This window comes from Flavobacterium sp. AK-301 (assembly GCF_058310215.1).
The window spans coordinates 34793-54030 of the sequence record NZ_JBZEES010000014.1; the positions used below are offsets into that span (position 1 = coordinate 34793).

Genomic DNA, 19238 nt, shown 5'->3' on the forward strand with positions numbered 1-19238 from the left:
GAAAATATGACTATAGAAGAAAAAGTAATCTCCTTTTTTAAAAAGAGATTATCAAATAAAATCACAATAGATTCAAATATCAATGATTATGAAAAATATATAGATGATGCAGATTGGCTTTTTATGGATTTTTTAGATGATTTTGATATTAAGGAAGAGAATTTTCATTTAGGTGTTTATTTCCAGGAATATCCAAAATTGTTATTGAAAAGGTTTCTTACTGTTTTTAAGAAAACAGAGTATGAGTATAGACCCCCATTAACCGTGAGACATTTAATAAAAGTGGCTGAGAGAGGTGAATGGTTTGATCCTTTGCCGGAAGGGGAGCAGTATTAATTTATATAACAGCTCCTTACAATCTAATAAAACACGATTAAAGTGTTTAAAAAACATAAAACAAATTAAAAAAATGAAAAAAGCTTTTTTAAAATTTTTCACATTGTTTTTGTTGGTGTATGTGTTTATCTCTTTTTTTCAGAGTTGCGCAACACCGGCAATGAGTAACCAACCTATGAAATTTTAAAAGACTGATAGTTAATCTGTTCCAGCAACATTAAGCTGTGCTCTCAACAATACAAGATTTACAAAACAAATAATAATAATAAAATTTATGAAACAAATTATTACCCTTCTATCTTTAATTTTATCGTTTACCTCCTTTTCGCAACAACTCACTTATAAAAGTGGCGGAACGGTTTATACTACTGAAAACAAAAAATTATCGTCTGATGAAGTTCGTAAACTTTTGGGCAATAATAGTGAAGCATTAGAACTTTACAATGCCGGTCGAAACAAAAAAACATGGGGAAATATTCTTTTTTATAGTGGAATAGGTCTTGTAACAACAAATGTAATTATTGGGATGAATAGTGACAATACTACTACATCTTATTCTGGAAATGGATATTATCCTTCAGTAGCATCTGAACGAACAAATATGACTGCTGCTATCATTGGTGGAGTGTTAATTGTTGCTTCTATCCCTATCAAAATTAGTTATCCCAAAAAAATTAAATCAGCTCTTGTAAGATACAATGAGGGTTTAGCAGAAAATTATAAACCTGCTCCCAAAACAATTTTGCTAGTAAGTACAAATCAAATAGGTCTTAGAGTCGAATTTTAGAACCAACTAAAAAGTAAAACAGATTCTGTCTCGTTCTGAAGTTTACCTAAATTTATACTTAATCCTAAAATAGATTTACAACTATGTTTTAGTCCTGTTTTTTTATTTAAGGTTCAAAGTTAGCGAAGCAACTAATAACATTTTACATTTCACTAACAACATCTCACATTTCACAAACTATCAACTAACCACTATCAATTATCAACTAATTTTCTGGTTTATTCCGGGTTTTTGTCTAATTTTATTACAACTTAAAAACTCGAAAATATGAATTTATTGATCAGGATTTTATTGACGGCTGTATTAGTGCTAGTACTTTCTAATTTTTTACCGGGGGTATCAGTAGACAGTTTTACTACTTCGATCATTGTAGCAGTGGTCTTGGGGTTGCTGAATATTTTTATAAAACCGATATTGGTTTTATTTACACTGCCCGTTACCATAGTTACGTTCGGTTTATTCCTGTTGGTAATCAACGCTGTGATTATTCTGTTATGTAACGGTATTGTCGGAGGATTCCATGTAAGTTCATTCTGGACGGCTTTATTATTCAGTGTAGTACTTTCATTTTGTCAGTCCATTGTATTCTCCGTTACAGGAGGAAGCGATGACAAATAAGTATTGAATTTTGAGTATATTAAACAGTTAAAAAGAAAATATTAATAGCTTGTTGAAATTCAATAAATTAAAAACTTGGTTGGGTTGCAAAAATGTTATAATTTTGCAACCCAATTTTATTCTATAAAAAATTTCGAGATGAATATTACAAAAGAGCAAATAGACGCATTAAATGCTGTTGTAACAGTAGCAGTTACTAAAGAAGATTATTCTGATAAGGTTGAAAAAATATTGTCAGATTACCGTAAAAATGCCGCTATACCGGGATTCAGAAAAGGAGCTGTTCCAATGAGCTTAATTCAGAAGCAATATGGTAAAGCGATACTTCTGGAAGAAGTAAACAAAATACTACAGGAATCTCTGAATAAATATTTAGTAGATGAGAAATTAGATATTTTAGGTAATCCGTTACCAAAAATGACAGAAGATTTTGATTGGGATGCTGACGATTATACTTTTGAATTTGAATTAGGTTTGGCTCCATCTTTTGAGATTGATCTGGCTGCAAAAAACAAGTTGGTTAAATATACTATTACTGCTGACGATACAATGATTGATGAGCAGGTAGAACGTATACAAAAACAATACGGAAAATTAGTTTCTAAAGATACCGTTGAAGAAGGAGATGATATAAGAGGTGTTTTTAAAAATGAAGAAAAAGAAATCGAAAGCGAAGCGACTATTTCTTTAAAAGTATTCAAAGACAAAAAAACCGTTAAGAAATTCATCGGTAAAAAAGTAGGTGATGTAGTGACACTTAAAACCAAAGGTCTTTTTGAAGATGATCATGATTTAATGAACTACTTAAAAGTTTCTCATGATGATGTTCACGGTTTGGATATAGAAGTAACTTTCACAATCGAAGAGATTACTACAACAGAATTAGCAGAGATCAATCAGGAGTTATTAGATAAATTGTTCGGAGAAGGAAATGTTACTTCAGTAGAGCAGTTAAAAGAAAAAATAAAAGAAGATGCTGAAAAGCAGTTTTCTACACAAGCAGATCAGAAATTCTTAAATGATGTAACAGAATTCCTGTTAGAGAATACAAAATTCGATCTTCCTGCAGAATTTCTTAAAAAATGGATACAGACAGTTGGAGAAGCACCATTAACCCCGGAACAGGCAGAAGAAGAATACGCGAAGTCTGAGAACGGATTACGCTATCAGTTGATCGAAGGAAAAGTAATTACAGCGAATAATCTGCAAATCTCTTTTGAAGACCTGAAAGATTATACAGGAGAAGTAATTAAAAAACAAATGGCTCAGTTCGGTCAGATGAACCCTACAGAAGCAGACGTTGAAGGTATTGTAGCCAGAGTTTTATCCAATCAGGAAGAAGTGAAAAGACTTTCAGATCAGGTGATGAGTGAAAAAATGCTTGCCCTGTTTAATGACAAGGTAAAAGCGAAAAATAAAAACGTTACGTATCAGGAATTTATTAAAGAATCTTACGGAGAGTAAATTTTATAAAAAATCAGTATATTTAGGGCATCAAACTATTTTTGGTTAGATGCTCTTTTCTGTTTAATATAAAAAACAAAAAATACTATGAATTACGGTAAAGAATTTAAAAAATTTGCGATAAAACACCAAGGAGTGAACAGCATGTATTACGATAAGATCGTAAAAAGTATGACGCCATATATTATCGAAGAACGTCAGCTGAATATCTCTCAGTTAGACGTGTTCTCCCGTCTGATGATGGACAGAATCATTTTTCTTGGAACAGGTATAGACGATCAGATCGCTAATATAGTACAGGCACAGTTGCTGTTTCTGGAAAGTGCAGATGCGGCAAAAGATATTCAGATCTATATTAACTCTCCCGGAGGAAGTGTTTATGCAGGTTTAGGTATCTATGATACCATGCAGTATATTAAGCCGGATGTTGCAACGATCTGTACTGGTATGGCAGCTTCCATGGGAGCAGTGTTATTATGTGCGGGTGCAGAAGGAAAACGTTCTGCTTTACCACATTCAAGAGTTATGATTCATCAGCCTTCAGGAGGAGCACAGGGAGTAGCTACCGATATGGAGATAAATCTTCGTGAAATGCTGAAACTGAAAGATGAGCTGTATCAGATCATTTCAAAGCATTCAGGACAGACTTTTGATAAAGTACATAAAGACAGTGAAAGAGACTATTGGATGATTGCCGAAGAAGCAAAAGCCTATGGAATGATTGATGAGGTTTTAGTAAGAAAATAAAAAATAAAGAATGGCTAAAGAAGTATTAGAGTGTTCATTTTGTGGAAGGAAAAAGCCAGAAACTAGTTTACTGATTGCGGGTATTGATGCGCATATCTGTGATAAATGTATTGAACAAGCTCACGGAATCGTTTTAGAAGAATTAAAACAGAACAACCACTCCGGATTATCATCAGAATTAGTTCTGAAAAAACCAAAGGAGATAAGAGCCTTTTTAGATCAGTATGTTATTGGTCAGGATCAGACGAAAAAAGTAATGTCTGTTGCCGTTTACAATCACTACAAACGTTTACTGCAAGAGCAGTTAGAAGACGAAGTAGAGATTGAAAAAAGTAACATTATTATGGTCGGACAAACTGGTACAGGAAAAACACTGGTAGCAAAAACGATTGCCAAAATGCTGAAAGTACCCTTGACTATTGTAGATGCAACTGTATTAACAGAAGCAGGTTACGTAGGCGAAGACGTAGAAAGCATTCTGACCCGTTTATTACAGGCAGCAGATTATGATGTTGCCAAAGCAGAAAGAGGAATCGTGTTCATTGATGAAATAGATAAGATTGCACGTAAAAGTGATAATCCGTCTATTACAAGAGACGTATCAGGAGAAGGAGTACAGCAGGGATTATTAAAGCTCCTTGAAGGAACAGTTGTAAACGTACCGCCAAAAGGAGGCAGAAAGCATCCGGATCAGAAGTTCATTGAGGTCAATACACAGAACATACTGTTTATTGCCGGAGGTGCTTTTGATGGTATAGAGCGTATCATTTCAAAAAGACTGAACAGACAGGCAGTAGGGTATAACACCTCCAAAAACGAGGATAATATCGATAAAGATAATCTGTTGCAGTATGTTACACCAAGAGATATTAAAGATTTCGGTTTAATTCCTGAGATTATAGGACGATTACCCGTACTGACCCATATGGATCCACTGGACAGAGAAACCTTAAGAGCAATTCTGACAGAGCCTAAAAATGCACTGATTAAACAGTATACCAAATTATTCGCTATGGATGAGGTAGAATTTACCGTTACAGAGGAAGCATTGGATTTTATTGTTGAAAAAGCACTGGAATACAAATTAGGAGCCAGAGGGTTGCGTTCTTTATGCGAAGCGATCCTTACAGATGCAATGTATGAACTACCAAGCTCAGAAGATAAAAGATTAGAAATTGATAAAGACTATGCTGAAGATTCATTAAATAAGAATTTACTGAAACGATTAAAATCAGCATCTTAATCCGATGGTTTGATTATTCGATTTTTAGATTCATAAGATTTCCTGCAAGGTTTTCAGAACCTTGTAGGTCTATTTTGAGGATTCAGTTATCCGATAGTTTGATTTTTAGATTATTCGATTTTTAGAAAAAATGCCTGACTGATTTCAAAATCAGTCAGGCATTTTTCGTAATCGTTATTTGTTGATCCTGTTCCCTGCTCTGTAAAGTCTCTGACTTTAGTAGGAGTGTTCAAAGGTCTCCAGACCTTAAAAATCCGATTCTGCAAATTTTTCAATATTTGATTGAAATGGTAAACAGAGTTACTATTTCACTAACTTATAACGTCAGTCAGAGACTATCGAACTATCTAAAAATCCTCTCCTAAAGATTTTTAATCACAAATTCACTTCTTCGGTTTAATTCATGTTGTTCTTCTGTACAGGATTCCAAAGGCTCACATCGAACGATTGGCATAGTTTTACCATATCCCTTAGCTTGTATTCTTTTAGGCCCTATTCCTTGGCTTAAGAGGTAAGTTCTGGTTTCTGTAGCTCTTCTTTCCGAAAGATTCAGGTTGTATTTATTTGCACCTCTGGTATCGGTATGTGAACCTACTTCAATAACCATATCCGGATATTTTTTCAGAATTTCGACTACTTTATCCAAAACAACTTTAGAATCTTTTCGAATGTAAGATAAATTGTAATCGAAATAAATAGGTTCCGTTTTAATAAAAAACTTACCTCTTTCTTTTATAATATTTTTATCCTTGCTCACTAACTGTTCCAGTAGATCTTTTTTCCTTTTTTCAGCTTCTTCTTTTTGCTGTTTTTTCAAAATAAGAGCCTCTTCTTTTTGTTTTTTAGCAGCTAGTTGCTGTTCTTTTTTCAAAAGAAGCTCAGCTTCTATTTTCTTTTTAGCAGCTTCTTGTTGTTGTCGTTTTAAAAGAAGAGCTTCTTCTTTTTGTTTTTCAGCAGCCAGTTTCTGTTCTTTCTTTAAAAGAAGTTCAGCTTCTATTTTCTTTTTAGCAGCTAATTCCTGTTGCTGTAACAAAAGGAGCTCCTGTTCTTGTCTTTTTTTCTCTGCGCGTTCTGCTTCAAGTTGCTTTTCCTTTTCTATTTGAGCATATGATTTCAGGGCTAAAGAAATAGAATTTATTTTTTTACGTTCCTTATCCGTTTGAACCCCTTTTGAATCATTGGTATAGTCTTCTTTTGAAGCTAAAACGGCATATTTTTCAATACAGGCTACAGATATACTAAATTTTCCCTCATGATCTGTGTACGTTCTTCCTGTCTCATTTTTCTGGTCATCCTGTAAAACAATCAGAACATTTTCTAAAAATAATGCTGTATCTTTATCTATAACAGTTCCGACAATGAATTGCTGACAGTCTTCCGGAGTTAATGGTTTAATTTCTTTCAACGCATAGATGTCGTCACTTCCTTTACCTCCAGGTCTGTTTGATGCAAAATAACCTGTTTTAGTATCAGAATCTATTGTAAAAGCAAAATCATCATATCCGGAATTTACAGGTAATCCTACATTTAAAGGGTTGGAAAATGATCCGTTTTGTATGTCCGAAACAAAAACATCCAGACCGCCTAATCCTAAATGTCCATTAGAAGAAAAATATAGTTTATGGTCTTTAGACACAAACGGGAATTGTTCATTACCTTTTGTGTTAATAATATTCCCAAGGTTTTTTGGTTCCCCAAAAGTTCCGTCATGATGTATGGCTACTGAGAAAAGATCAAAAGAGCCTAAAGTACCCGGTCTGTCAGATGAAAAATACAACGTTTTTTCGTCATTACTCAGAGCCGGATGTTCGGAGGAATATCCCTCGAGATTAAAAGGAAGCAATTGGATATTTTTCCATTTTCCATTAATCAGTTCAGCTTTATAAATCTGAAGATGTGAAATCTTCATCTTTGTCTCTTTATTTCTAATATGTTTCGAACTGTTTCGGGTAAAGTAAACCGTCGTGCCGTCTTTAGTGAAAACAGCATTAGATTCATGCCGTTTAGTATTGATTTCTTTTGAAAAACTTTCTATCTGTTCCTCTCCGGACTCTAATTTGTCAATAGGAATAGAATACAGATCCAGATAGTTTTCATTATTCCATTTATATATTTTACGGAACCAGTAGTTTGATTTTTTACTAGTTGTAAATATCAAATTTTCTCCGTTTTTTACAGCCCCAAAATCAGAATAATTTGTATTGATTTCGAGATTCTTTAGTTCAAATCGGTTACCAATAGCCATGATGTTTTCTAATACCTGTACCTCTCTGTCAAATTGGTTTAATACCTGTGAATCATTTTCTTTTGCGATCTGTTTTCTCAAAATAGCAGTACCTTCATCATATTTGTCTAATGCTTTGAGAGTTTGGGCATATCTATAATAATGTCCTTCCTGCAGATCAGATTCAAAATTCCTGATTAGAAGCTGATACGATTTCAGGGCATTGTCCATGTCCTGTGTATAATAATAAGCATCCGCTAATCGACTCTCTGTTTCAAAAGAAAGAGATGTTTTTATGTTTTTTTCATACAAAGGAATAGCATAACTATAAAATGTTCTTTCAAAATACAGGTTTGCTCTCTTTAAATCACGATCCTGTGCGTTTATTAATTGTATTGTCAGTACAATAATACAGGTAATTATCTTTTTTATATTTTTCATATCTTAAAAAAACCTTGATGATTTATCATATTTTTTGCCTAGTTGTAAGAAGTCTAAATCAAACAAAAGCATGATTTCGTGTGATCCTGAATTAAATCGACTTAATCTTGAGGTTGAGTAATCATAAGCATAACCAATTCTCAGATTTGGAACCACTTCTACATTTGCCAGTGCACTTACTGAATCATTGAACCGATGAGATACTCCTAGTTCAAATCGTTCCATAAACAATACATTAGCAGAAATATCTAAAGTTATCGGAGTATTTCCTGTCGTTTTTGCCATAAATGACGGTTTCAGTTTAAACTCACTGTTGATTTGATAAACATAGCCTCCAGCCAGATAAAAGTGGGCAGCTTGTGTTTTTACGCCATAAACGTCATCCTTTTTCTGCAGATGTTTTTCTGCTAAAAAATTAGAAATAGATAAGCCTAAGTAGTACTGATCTGTAAAATAAAACAGACCGGCTCCGATGGTTGCAAAAGTGCGGTTTATATTTTCGGAAAAAGCATCATCCGAAATGGTGCTATTACCAAGCTTAAAATTAGAAAAATCAGTTTGAAGTGCTGTAAAACCTGCTTTAACTCCAAAAGAAAGTCTGTGCTTTTCATTCATTTTTAAAACATAAGCAATATTGGCAGAAAAGTTATTTTCTTTTTTCCTTCCTTCTCCAATATTGTCGGATACTATTGAAAATCCAAGTTCTATATTTTTACCCGTAGGAGTATGTCCAAAAAAAGAAAGTGTTTTTGGAGCTCCTTCTATTCCGACCCATTGCGTTCTGTACAGAGTCCCTAAATTGAGTATTGCAGGGGTCTCCGTTGCATAAGCCGGGTTGATAACCCCCATATTATACATATACTGTGTGTATTGGGGATCTTGCTGAGCGAATGCTTTACTCATGAAAGAGAATAAAACGATAACAAGAATTATTTTTTTCATACGATACTATGCTGTTTATTTTTTAATGTAATACACCGATATTGTTTTATTGACTGTTATTTCAGTTTATAAACGGGGTATTCAAAATGATTTTTATCTGTTTAAATACAAATAGCCTTGTTTAGGCGGTTTATTCCCTTTATTGAAGTTTAAGATATAATAATAGACACCATTAGGAACTATACCGTTACTTACACTTTTTGAATGGGTATTTCGTCCGTCCCAAGAAGGCGTGTTCTTATTTCCTTTAAACAAAAGGTTTCCATATCTGTTGTATATTTCTAAAGAGAAATTCGGATAGATATAACCTATATTAGGAATTTCAAAAGTATCATTAAGACCATCCTCATTTGGTGAAAATCCATCCGGAATAAAGAATTCATTGTCTTCTGCATCACAATTGGTAAGTGAAACAGTTACAACCAGAGGCTTTTCGGACATACATTGTGTTGTCTCTGAAAAACTATAACCGTAGTAGGCATATCCCTCTTTAAGTAATTCAGTTTTTGCAATTATATTTCCATTAGATTCAGCATCAAACCAAATTATAGCTCCATCTGTCAGGATTTTTTTATCCAGATCAGAAATGATTGGTTTATCTAATCCGCAAAAATTATGACCCTCAGATGGTAATACAGGAGTAGCTACCTGATGAATAATTACCGTTACTGCTGCTTTTTCTGAAACACATCCTCCTTTGTTTTCTTCAGCTATCCAATAGACACCTTCTGTCAGAGCAGTTTGTATCGGTAGCATATCAGTATCGGAGGCATCATTAAACCATAAAAAGTGATTGCTTCCCGGATTTAGATTTTTAATTATAGTATCTATATCTTCCAAAGTAGGTTTTTCGTTACTACAAAATTCTATTGCCGTACCGGAGACTTTTGGGGTTTCGGGTTTTTCGGATATTATAATTGTTTTTTTCGGAAAGGAAGGAAATTCAGTTGGACAAGAGTTTGTATTGCTCTGAATCGCAACAATGGTTAAAGTCATGTTTCCTACGTTAGGAAGCAGAGCTTTATCAATAGTAAATTTAGCAATACCATCTGAAACCGTTAATTTCAGAGTCTGATCAGTAATACTATTAGCGCCCGAAGCAGCATAGGTCAAGGTAATATCAGTCAAAATATCCAGACCGGAGAGTACAACATCTACGTTGCTATCCTGGCAGCCAATACCATTATTATTAACATCCAGTACAATCTCTTTAATTGTAGCTGTTCTATGAGTTTCAAATTCAGAAGTAAAAGTATCAGGGATTTTTTTAGAACATTCTGCTCCCTTATTTTTAATACTTGTGAGTGTTATAGTTGTTTTTCCTGAATTAGGTATAGAGCCCGGAGGGATTTGGAAAGAACCGTTTCCGTTTTCTATTGTCAGGGTAGCAACTTCATTTGTTTTTATATTTTTACCGGATAGATTATAGGTGATTTCATAGGTGCCGTTAACCAGTCTCAAAGCATTTTTCAAAGTGATCGATACATCTTCATATACTTTTCCTTGATTACAAATAAGTTCTGGTGTTATAGTAAGCCCTTCAATAGTAGGATTTTTATAAATTTTTATTTCTAAGGGTTTATTGCTTACAGGATTCCCACATGTCATATTATTAATGTCTCCTCCTTTTATAGAAGATATACTAAAGGTATAAACTCCCGGATTTTCAAGACTAATTTGAGATCTATCAATCGGGAAAGAGGTTTGTCCGTTTTTAAAAGTAACAGTTGTAGTAAAACTACCTGATTTATTTATTGTATAAGTAAGAGTGTAGGCTCCGTCAGGAATAGAATTTACATTTTTAGGTTGTTCAATTTTTGCTATAATTTGAAAATCCGGTTTTTTAATGTCATCAAGACAAATATTAGTCGTAATAGAGTGTTTTGCAGATGTAAAATCTATGGTTTTATCTATTATAAAAGAAGCAGAGATATTATCTGGAGCTGTCATACTGCATCCGGATACTGCATTTTCAATTTTTGTAAGAGTTAGGGTTGTTTCTCCTGCATTCGGTATAGAGCCCGGAGGGATTTGAAAAGAGCCTTTTCCGTTTTCTATTGTCAGGGTAGCAACTTCATTTATTTTTATATTTTTACCGGATAGATTATAAGTAATTTCATAGGTGCCGTTAACCAGTTTCAGAGCATTAGTCAAATTGATCCATACAGCCCCTTGTTCACAAATAAGTTCTGATTTTATAGTAAGTCCTTCAACTTCAGGGTTTTTGTAAATTTTTATTTCTAAGGGCTCGTTGTTTACAGGGTTTTCACATGTATTATTAATATCATCCTCTTTTATAGAAGAAATACTAAAGATATAAGTTCCCGGGTTTTCAAGGTCAATTGAGGACAGATTAACAGGAAAAGAGGTTTGTCCGTTTTTAAAAGTAACAGTTGTAGTAAAACTACCGGATTTATTTATTGTGTAAGTAACGGTGTAAGCTCTGTCAGCAATAGTATCTGCATTTTCAGGTTGCTCAATTTCTGCTATAATTTGAAAACCGGGTTTTTTTATGTCGTCAAGACAAATATTAGTCGTAACAGAGAGTTTTGCCGATGTAAAATTAATAGGCTTATATATTGTAAAAGGAACAGAGGCATTAGCTGAGGCTGTTACACTGCATCCAGTTATAGTATTTTCAATTTTTGTTATTGTGAGGGTTGTTTCTCCTATTTCAGGAAGTAAAGAGCCGGGAACAGTAAAATAAAAATGACCATCAGTAACAAGAACCTCGACTATTTCTCCGGTTTTTTGATTGCTCCCACTTAAATTATAAGTAAAAAGGTATTCTCCATCCGTTAAAAGAGGATTTGTTGATTTAATAACCATAGATTCTCCTAGACATATCGATTCTGCTGATAATGTGGCATGTTCCATAGTATCAGGAGAAGGATTAAGAACTAAAGATGCCTGAAGGTCATCCATAATATTGTTACAGGAGGTTTCACTGATAATGGAAATTATTTTTAGAGTATGATCACTTGTTATAAAAAGATCCTTTTTATCAATGGCATCAATAGGAAATTCTGCTTTTCCGTTTTGAAAGGTAATCGTTTTTGTTTTTAAAGTTGTAGATCCGGTGGTATATTCAATAATATAAGTCCCATCCGGTACAGGTTTTCCCCCTTGCTGTAGAGTAGCAGAAAAATCAGTTTCCTCAAATTGATCTATACAAATAGCAGGATTTATTTTAAAAGTAGTATTACTAAAATCTAACCTCTCTTTAAATACAATTTGAACCTCTACAGTTCTGTCGGGTTTACATACCGGGACAGATTCCACTTTGTATATAAAAGAGTAGGTTCCGGGACCTTGATTTGCCAGTATTTCGGGTATATTTATGGTTGAGTCGGAACCGTTTACTAATTGTCCTGTATTGGAAGCATCCGTCCAGATTCCACCGGAATCCTCATTATCAATAAGATCAAATAGATCTACATTGGTATAACCTGAAAGATTGTCCGTTTCACAAAAAGGCTGATTAACCCGTGAAGTGTTTATTTCTCCCGGTTTTGGAGCATGACTTACTTTTACAGTAAAAGAGGTTTCTACTCCAAGGCAGTTTTCCACGTCCTTTAAACTATAGGTAAAATGATAGGTTTTTTCCTCCTCTACTTTTGTAGCGTCAAAGGTAGAACCAATGACTGCGTGACTAGCATCTGTACTACTCCAGGTTCCATTACCGTGAGGATTAAAGTCTCCTGTTAAAAACTGGAATAAATTAACCTGAGAATTATCACTACAAGCTCCGCCGTCACTTCCTTTTCCTATATAAGGTCCTAAGATTAAGATCACGGAAGCAGTACTTGTACCACCCTCCGGACAAGTTACCGTGTAGACATACTCATGTTTACCGCTGTTTTTAATAGCAAGGATATTTAAACGACCGGTTTTATAGTCTAGTCCGCTATTTTCTGTCTTTGCAGACCAGATTCCGCCATCGGTATAATTTGCCATAAATAGAGGAAGGTCTACTATACCTTTCGGTGGCGTACTAATATCGCAAAATTCAATCGTTGTTTCAGGAGTTCCTGCAGTACACTGAGAATGAGCCTTAGTGATAGTAAAAACAGTAAAACCGATTATGAACAATAAAACGAAACGGTTCGTTTTGAAAGTAAAGTTATTCCTCATCCACATATTAAAAAAAATTATCAATAAAAATTCGTTCCATATCTTAAAGTAGATATAGAATAATAAATACTACAATTTGTTTTAGAAATTAAATACTTGATAAAACGGATCGTTTTACTTAGTATAAAAAAGAGGGATTTCCTGTATTGTAGACCACAAAAATACTTGTTTTTTTAAATAAAAATGTTAATAAATTAAATTTCGTCGACAAAAATAAATAACCATCTGTTTTTCAGTTGTTTATTTGTTTGTTTATTTTTTAAAGCGCTCTGTTTTTGCTGTTTAACATAGAGTATAAAGAGAGTTTATTGTAGAAATAAGTCTTGGTATCTTAAATTTATTCTTGGATTACTTTGTCTATTTGTGCTTTCAGATTAAAGTAGTTGATTGTAATTTCCTACAGGATTTTTAAAATGCTGTAGGTTTTTGAGAATTTAATTATCCAATATTTAGGAAGTTGGATAAGATAAAAACCCCTAATCAATTTTAAAACCGATTAGATATTTTTTTATAATTGTTATTTTATTTGGGCAAAAGATATTTTTAGTATATTGTCAATAACCAATAACCAAATGTTTATGAATTTTTATCAATTGGTTCAGTAATAAGTACTTTCTCATTTGTTTCACAATATCTTTTTTTACAGCTCCATCCCTTTGAAGCACAGGAAGTAAATAGGGTAAGAGCTAAAAAGGAAGGCAGTATATAAAATATTTTTCTCATAATCTCATATATAAAATTTGATATAATTTCTTTTCAGTAGCAAAGATACATTTTTTTGATAATTTGATAATTTGATTTTTTGATGATTCGACTGCTGTTTTGTAAAGCCTTTGTTTTTAAGATACTGTTTATCAGAAATAGAGAAGCGTAAGTGTTAATACAAAGATCAATTTTCAGTATTTCAAGTTATTGAATAATCTGACAATCCAATAATCAACTATAAATTACTGCATTACTTTCAGTTGCTCTATATAATCTCTTTTGTTCGATAGACGTGGAATTTTGTTCTGACCGCCCAGTTTATCCTGATTTTTTAACCAGTCATAGAATAGGTAATGTCTGGCAATGTTGATTACAGGAGGGTTTAAGGTCATATTATTATAGCGTTTTGCCTCATAATCAGAATTCAGAGATTGTAAAGTTTCATCCAGAATGCGGTGGAAAGCTACCATATCTTCAGGATTCTTTTTAAATTCGATCATCCATTCATGAGCTCCTTTTTCCTTATCTTTCATAAATACCGGAGCAACCGTATAATCCACCATTTCGGTTTGTGTTAACAGACAGGCTTTTGCCAGTGCCTTGTCTGTGTTTTCAATAATTAATTCTTCACCAAAAACATTGATATGATGTTTTGTTCTTCCTGTTACTTTGATACGATATGGATTTAAAGAAGTGAAACGAACCGTATCACCAATCATATAACGCCACAGACCTGCATTAGTAGTAATAACAATAGCGTAGTTTTTATTGAGTTCCACATCCGATAAACGTATTGTTTTTTCGTCGGGAGTTCCATAAGTATCCATTGGAATAAATTCATAGAAAATGCCATAATCCAACATTAATAATAATTCCTGAGAATTATTCAAATCTTGAATAGCAAAGAACCCTTCAGAAGCATTATAGATTTCATAGTAGTTAAAGGAAGAACTCGGGATAATCTTTTTGTATTGTTCCCGATATGGATCAAAACTGACCCCGCCATGAAAATATACTTCCAGATTAGGCCAGATATCCAGCAAATTTTCCTTACCCGTTTCTTCCAGTGTTTTATTTAACAGTACCAGCATCCAGGAAGGAACTCCCGCAAAGCTAGTCACATTTTCATTTATTGTTTCCTTTACAATAGCACTCAGTTTGGTTTCCCATTCACTCATCAGAGAAACTCTATTACTTGGTGTACTGCTAAATTCTGCCCATATCGGCATATTCTCTATCAGGATGGCAGACAGATCACCAAAAAAACTATTGTTATCTTCATATAACTGTTTGCTTCCACCCAGACGTAAACTTTTCCCGGTAAACAGCTGTGATTCCTCATTATTATTCAGGTAAAGACATAATAAATCCTTTGCTGCTTTATAATGGCAATTTTCTAATGCTTCATTACTTACAGGGATAAATTTACTTTTTGCATTTGTTGTTCCGCTTGATTTTGCGAACCATTTTATTGAAGTAGGCCAGAAAACATTCTGTGCTCCTTTACGAGTCTGTTCAATTAAAGGTTCCAGATCTTCATAAACAGATACCGGCACTCTTTCAGTAAAGGTTTGGTAAGAACGAATAGATTCAAAATCATATTGCTCCCCTATTGTAGTACTTTCAGCAGTGCGAATCAGGCTTAACAGTAACTCTTCCTGAACCTCATTCGGATATTTCATGAATAACTCAATCTGATGAATACGTTTTTTTAATATCCAGGAAGCTATTGAATTGATTATAGGTAATGCCATATTTCTAGTATCTTTATGCCATAAAAATAACAAATTTTATTCATGCAATACGAAGGAGTACTAACAAAAATGCAAACTGAATTAGGAAATCCTATTCAATACTACTTAATTTTTGAAAATAATTTCTTAAATATAAATCAATTGTTGAATAAAACACTGGAGATCAATTTTCTGAAATATCAATGTCTGAATTGTGGAAAAGAGAAAAAAATATTTCGCCAGGGGTTTTGTTACGATTGCTATTACAGTGCACCTCAGGCAGGAGACTGGATTTTCAGACCGGAATTAAGTACCGCTCATTTAGATATTGAAGACAGAGATCTTGTTTATGAACAAAAGGTACAGTTGCAGCCCCATATTGTTTATTTAGCCTCTTCCAGCGAAGTGAAAGTAGGAGTGACAAGGAAAACTCAGGTTCCTACAAGGTGGATTGACCAGGGAGCTTCAGAAGCGATTGTGATTCTGGAAGTACCGAATCGTTATTTGGCAGGAATAACAGAGATAGCCTTAAAAGATCATTTTACAGATAAGACGAACTGGAGAAAAATGCTTCAGAATGATATTATAAAAGCAGATTTGGAAACAGAAAAATCAAAATTATTAGAACTTTTTCCGGATGAGGTAAAAGGGTATTTTAATGAAAATAAAAATGATCATTATGTTTTTGACTATCCGGTTTTGCAGTATCCGAAAAAGATAAACAGTCTAAATTTAGATAAGACCCCGTTTTATCAAGGGAAATTAATGGGGATCAAAGGGCAGTATTTATTATTTGAAGACGGAACCGTTTTTAATGTCCGAAATTTTGAAGGATATGTGGTAAGCATAGGAGGAATGATATAATCATAGATTATATCCGTAGAAACGTATTTCAATGCGTTTATTTAATATGCATCTGTAGAGATGCATTGCAATGCATCTTTACATAGGAGGAATGATATAATCATAGATTATATCCGTAGAAACGCATTTCAATGCGTTTATTTAATATGCATCTGTAGAGATGCATTGCAATGCATCTTTACGAACCGGATAATTGAACCGGATTTTTATATATAAAAATCCCCTGCAAAATTAATTTTGCAGGGGATTTTATTTTAGGAATTTATGACACGAATAATCAGTGTGTCATCATTCAATATCAATCTATTCTTTCTTTTTCTTTCCGAAAAGACCTTTAAGAGCATCTACAGCTTTCTCTTTGATTTCTTCTTTCGGAGTAGTGGTTGTTTTAGTAGAATCAGCAGCTGTTTTCTTTCCGCCAAGTAAGTTTCCTAAAGCATTAGTACCCTGACTGATAAGTTTATCTTTTTGTTGTTGTACTAATTGTGTTGCCAGATTAGAAACTGCTTTTTGCAGGTCAGTACCCACTTTGGGATTGCTGAAACTACCGGTAACTGTAGCGGTAATAGGAACACTGCTTATTTTATTTGCTTCAGCAGGACTTAATGAAGATAAAAGTTTAGTTGCTTCAGTTCCTAAATATTTAGCAGGAACATCAAACTTTACATTATAATTCATAGACTGGTCAAAACCGTGTTGTCCTCCTATATTTACGTTGATATCCTGAAGTTTCAGATCAAATGGTTTTACATTTACTTTACCATCAGTAAAGGAAAGATGTATTTTCTGGTCGTTCAGGTTTACTTTTTTCAGATCGACAAATTTTAGGTTGGTATCCAGAAGGCTTAGTACTTTTGATTTGCTCGGATCAATAGAAGTTCCTTGTAATGAACCAATCATGTCTCCTGAAAGTGTATTAAGATTCGGTGTCAGTTCTTTAGGATCTAATTTTCCGGATAGTTTGATGGTAGAATTTAGTTTCCCTGAAATGATATTCGCAATAGGAGCAATTGATTTCAGCATTTCTAACTGAGTAAAAGACTGAGTAATATCAACGGCATTCATTCCCAGATCCATATTGAAAGTTGGTGTTTTTTCTTTTGTAGAAACCGTACCATTAGCAATAATTTGTCCGCCGAATATATCTGTTTTAACATTTTCCAGTTTTACAGCTTCATCCTTAATAACCATTTTACCTGAAGCATTTTTCAGGTTCAGATTATCATAAACGATTGTATTTACAGTAGCAGTAAAAGTACAGTTCAGGAAGCCCGGGATTTTGATTGCATTTGCAACAGCAGTATTTTTTGTTTCTGCTTCTTTTTTAGTATCATCTGTTTTTGTAGCAGCAGGCTCAGCAGCACTCATGAAATCGGTAACAACAAACTGATTTGATTTCAGATTAAAGTTCCCTTTAAGTTCCTGTTTTTTAAATAAGAAACCATAGAAGTTATCCAGAGCCCCTGATATTTGCATATCTGTTTTTCCGGTAGTAACATCCAGTTCCTGTAAACCAATGTGTGAAGTGTTGAATTGTACTGTAGCCTGATTGATATTAAAAGCTTTATTCGTTTCATCAACATACTGGAATTTAGATAAACTTAAATTACCGGAGTTCTGAATGTTCTGATATTGATTCGTTTCAACGGATTTCATATCGAACTTAGTAGTAATATCTGCTTTTAAAATACCGGCTAAAGGTTTATCCAGTTTAACAGGATATGCTTTTGTTAGGTTTGCCAGATTGATGCTTCCATTGAAATTTGCATTTACCAAAGGATTCTCTACAAGATTACGAACAGTAGCTTTTGCATTAAATACATCTTGATCAATTTTGAACGATAACTGGTTCAGATTTACATAAGTATCATTCATCAGACCGGTTTCATTGATAATTTTAGTATCGATTACAATATTCTGAACACCTTTTGGAAGATCAGGATATTTGAATGAAGAGTTTTTAGAATCAATAGCGATATTGAATTTAGGAATAGTAGTGTCACTAAGTAAGCCGTTCACTTTTCCTGCAACGGTAAAATCACCTGTTGTCTCTACTTTCTCTATACTTCCTGCATATTCTTCCGGAACAAGACCCAGGAAGTTTTTAAAAGAAGATGTCGGTGTTTTAAAAGTCAGGTTGTATTCCTGTCCAGCATCAACTAAATGAATGTTTCCGTCAAATTCCAGTGGTAACTGGTTGATTAGAGCTTTGTTTTCTTTAAAAGTGTAAATGTTTTTTTCCAGATCAAGCCCTAAAACAGCATCTAGTGAAATAGCTACGTTTTTCATATAATTAGAACCATCCATATCGAAAGAAACTTTTCCTGTGGTTTTTGTGTCCAGATCCAGTACAGAAGCAGCGAAATCTCCTTTGCCTTTATGATATAACTGATCAAGAACAAATTTCATTTTTGAAGTTTCATCATAGTATTGGATTTTATAATTTTCAATAGCATAATCTTTAATGGATAGTGCCAGAGGACTACCATTATCTTCCTCTTTATTTTTCTCTTCCTCTTTTTTGATGGCAATATCATAGTTAGCAATACCATCTTTATTCACGTGAACATTGATAAATCCGTCTTTCGTGAAAATGGATTTAATATTCATAGGCTCTGTTTTACCTTTGAACAATTCTCCAATGGACATTTTAAGATTAACTTCTCCAACATAAACTAAGGTATCTCCTTCAAAAGGAGCTTTGTTTATGATGCTTAATTTCTGAATAGCAACATTTGCCTGAGGGAAGCTTTTAAATAAATTTAAAGTAACATCATCAAAAGCGACAACTGCTTCCAGATTTTCGTTAATAGTTTCTGTAACAACTTCTTTTATTTTATCCTTAAATAAAAAAGGAACAGATACTAAAGCGATAATGACGACAAGTATAAAAATACCCGATCCTATTAAAATTTTCTTTAACATTATTGTGTTTTTAATTGGGTTTATATTATAAAAAATGTGGATTGGGAGATACCAATCCACATTAATAAACATCAA

Annotated in this window: 14 protein-coding genes; 7 read left to right on the top strand and 7 right to left on the bottom strand. The window is 33.5% G+C overall.

What is annotated here, in order from left to right:
* Positions 1-6 precede the first annotated feature (6 nt).
* The 6 genes from AC4FQX_RS13915 (at position 7) to clpX (ending at position 5195) form a co-directional block, all read left to right on the top strand.
* A complete protein-coding gene (locus AC4FQX_RS13915; RefSeq protein WP_491168323.1) occupies positions 7-336 on the top strand; it encodes a DUF1493 family protein in 330 nt (109 codons plus the stop codon).
* 274 nt (positions 337-610) lie between these two features.
* The gene (locus AC4FQX_RS13920) at positions 611-1123 is read left to right on the top strand and encodes a hypothetical protein (RefSeq protein WP_491168324.1); all 513 of its coding nucleotides are present in this window, start codon (positions 611-613) and stop codon (positions 1121-1123) included.
* A gap of 267 nt (positions 1124-1390) precedes the next feature.
* Positions 1391-1741, top strand: a complete 351-nt coding sequence (locus tag AC4FQX_RS13925; RefSeq protein WP_491168325.1) for a phage holin family protein — start codon at positions 1391-1393, stop codon at positions 1739-1741.
* Positions 1742-1879: 138 nt separating this feature from the next.
* Positions 1880-3205, top strand: a complete 1326-nt coding sequence (tig, locus tag AC4FQX_RS13930; protein ID WP_491168326.1) for a trigger factor — start codon at positions 1880-1882, stop codon at positions 3203-3205.
* A gap of 87 nt (positions 3206-3292) precedes the next feature.
* Positions 3293-3952 (top strand): ATP-dependent Clp endopeptidase proteolytic subunit ClpP, encoded by a 660-nt coding sequence (gene clpP, locus AC4FQX_RS13935; RefSeq protein WP_491168327.1) that lies wholly within the window; start codon positions 3293-3295, stop codon positions 3950-3952.
* A gap of 10 nt (positions 3953-3962) precedes the next feature.
* Entirely contained in the window at positions 3963-5195 is a 1233-nt protein-coding gene (gene clpX / locus AC4FQX_RS13940) for an ATP-dependent Clp protease ATP-binding subunit ClpX (RefSeq protein WP_491168328.1), read from the top strand.
* Between the two features lie 110 nt (positions 5196-5305).
* On the opposite strand, the gene AC4FQX_RS13945 is transcribed toward clpX, so the two are convergent.
* The 6 genes from AC4FQX_RS13945 to AC4FQX_RS13970 all read right to left on the bottom strand — a co-directional run bounded on the left by AC4FQX_RS13945 (position 5306) and on the right by AC4FQX_RS13970 (position 15395).
* Complete coding sequence (locus AC4FQX_RS13945) at positions 5306-5461, bottom strand: hypothetical protein (RefSeq protein ID WP_491168329.1); 156 nt, start codon at positions 5459-5461, stop codon at positions 5306-5308.
* A gap of 95 nt (positions 5462-5556) precedes the next feature.
* Positions 5557-7860 carry an OmpA family protein gene (locus AC4FQX_RS13950; protein ID WP_491168330.1) on the bottom strand — a complete coding sequence of 768 codons (2304 nt, stop codon included), beginning with the start codon at positions 7858-7860 and terminating at the stop codon, positions 5557-5559.
* Positions 7861-7863: 3 nt separating this feature from the next.
* On the bottom strand, positions 7864-8802 hold the full coding sequence (locus AC4FQX_RS13955; protein ID WP_491168331.1) for a PorP/SprF family type IX secretion system membrane protein: 939 nt from the start codon (positions 8800-8802) through the stop codon (positions 7864-7866).
* 93 nt (positions 8803-8895) lie between these two features.
* Positions 8896-12936 (bottom strand): T9SS type B sorting domain-containing protein, encoded by a 4041-nt coding sequence (locus tag AC4FQX_RS13960; RefSeq protein WP_491168332.1) that lies wholly within the window; start codon positions 12934-12936, stop codon positions 8896-8898.
* Between the two features lie 576 nt (positions 12937-13512).
* Positions 13513-13659: a hypothetical protein gene (locus tag AC4FQX_RS13965; protein ID WP_491168333.1), complete on the bottom strand. Its 147-nt coding sequence runs from the start codon at positions 13657-13659 to the stop codon at positions 13513-13515.
* A gap of 224 nt (positions 13660-13883) precedes the next feature.
* Complete coding sequence (locus tag AC4FQX_RS13970) at positions 13884-15395, bottom strand: GH3 auxin-responsive promoter family protein (RefSeq protein ID WP_491168334.1); 1512 nt, start codon at positions 15393-15395, stop codon at positions 13884-13886.
* Between the two features lie 42 nt (positions 15396-15437).
* Between AC4FQX_RS13970 and AC4FQX_RS13975 the strand changes: the two genes are divergently transcribed.
* On the top strand, positions 15438-16238 hold the full coding sequence (locus AC4FQX_RS13975; protein WP_491168335.1) for a DUF2797 domain-containing protein: 801 nt from the start codon (positions 15438-15440) through the stop codon (positions 16236-16238).
* Positions 16239-16541: 303 nt separating this feature from the next.
* On the opposite strand, the gene AC4FQX_RS13980 is transcribed toward AC4FQX_RS13975, so the two are convergent.
* Positions 16542-19163 (bottom strand): AsmA family protein, encoded by a 2622-nt coding sequence (locus AC4FQX_RS13980; protein WP_491168336.1) that lies wholly within the window; start codon positions 19161-19163, stop codon positions 16542-16544.
* Between the last annotated feature and the right edge of the window lie 75 nt (positions 19164-19238).

Coding starts and splice junctions, on each gene's coding strand:
- AC4FQX_RS13915 (WP_491168323.1), top strand. CDS start 7: ATGACTATAGAAGAAAAAGTAATCTCCTTTTTTAAAAAGAGATTATCA.
- AC4FQX_RS13920 (WP_491168324.1), top strand. CDS start 611: ATGAAACAAATTATTACCCTTCTATCTTTAATTTTATCGTTTACCTCC.
- AC4FQX_RS13925 (WP_491168325.1), top strand. CDS start 1,391: ATGAATTTATTGATCAGGATTTTATTGACGGCTGTATTAGTGCTAGTA.
- tig (WP_491168326.1), top strand. CDS start 1,880: ATGAATATTACAAAAGAGCAAATAGACGCATTAAATGCTGTTGTAACA.
- clpP (WP_491168327.1), top strand. CDS start 3,293: ATGAATTACGGTAAAGAATTTAAAAAATTTGCGATAAAACACCAAGGA.
- clpX (WP_491168328.1), top strand. CDS start 3,963: ATGGCTAAAGAAGTATTAGAGTGTTCATTTTGTGGAAGGAAAAAGCCA.
- AC4FQX_RS13950 (WP_491168330.1), bottom strand. CDS start 7,860: ATGAAAAATATAAAAAAGATAATTACCTGTATTATTGTACTGACAATA.
- AC4FQX_RS13955 (WP_491168331.1), bottom strand. CDS start 8,802: ATGAAAAAAATAATTCTTGTTATCGTTTTATTCTCTTTCATGAGTAAA.
- AC4FQX_RS13960 (WP_491168332.1), bottom strand. CDS start 12,936: ATGAGGAATAACTTTACTTTCAAAACGAACCGTTTCGTTTTATTGTTC.
- AC4FQX_RS13965 (WP_491168333.1), bottom strand. CDS start 13,659: ATGAGAAAAATATTTTATATACTGCCTTCCTTTTTAGCTCTTACCCTA.
- AC4FQX_RS13970 (WP_491168334.1), bottom strand. CDS start 15,395: ATGGCATTACCTATAATCAATTCAATAGCTTCCTGGATATTAAAAAAA.
- AC4FQX_RS13975 (WP_491168335.1), top strand. CDS start 15,438: ATGCAATACGAAGGAGTACTAACAAAAATGCAAACTGAATTAGGAAAT.
- AC4FQX_RS13980 (WP_491168336.1), bottom strand. CDS start 19,163: ATGTTAAAGAAAATTTTAATAGGATCGGGTATTTTTATACTTGTCGTC.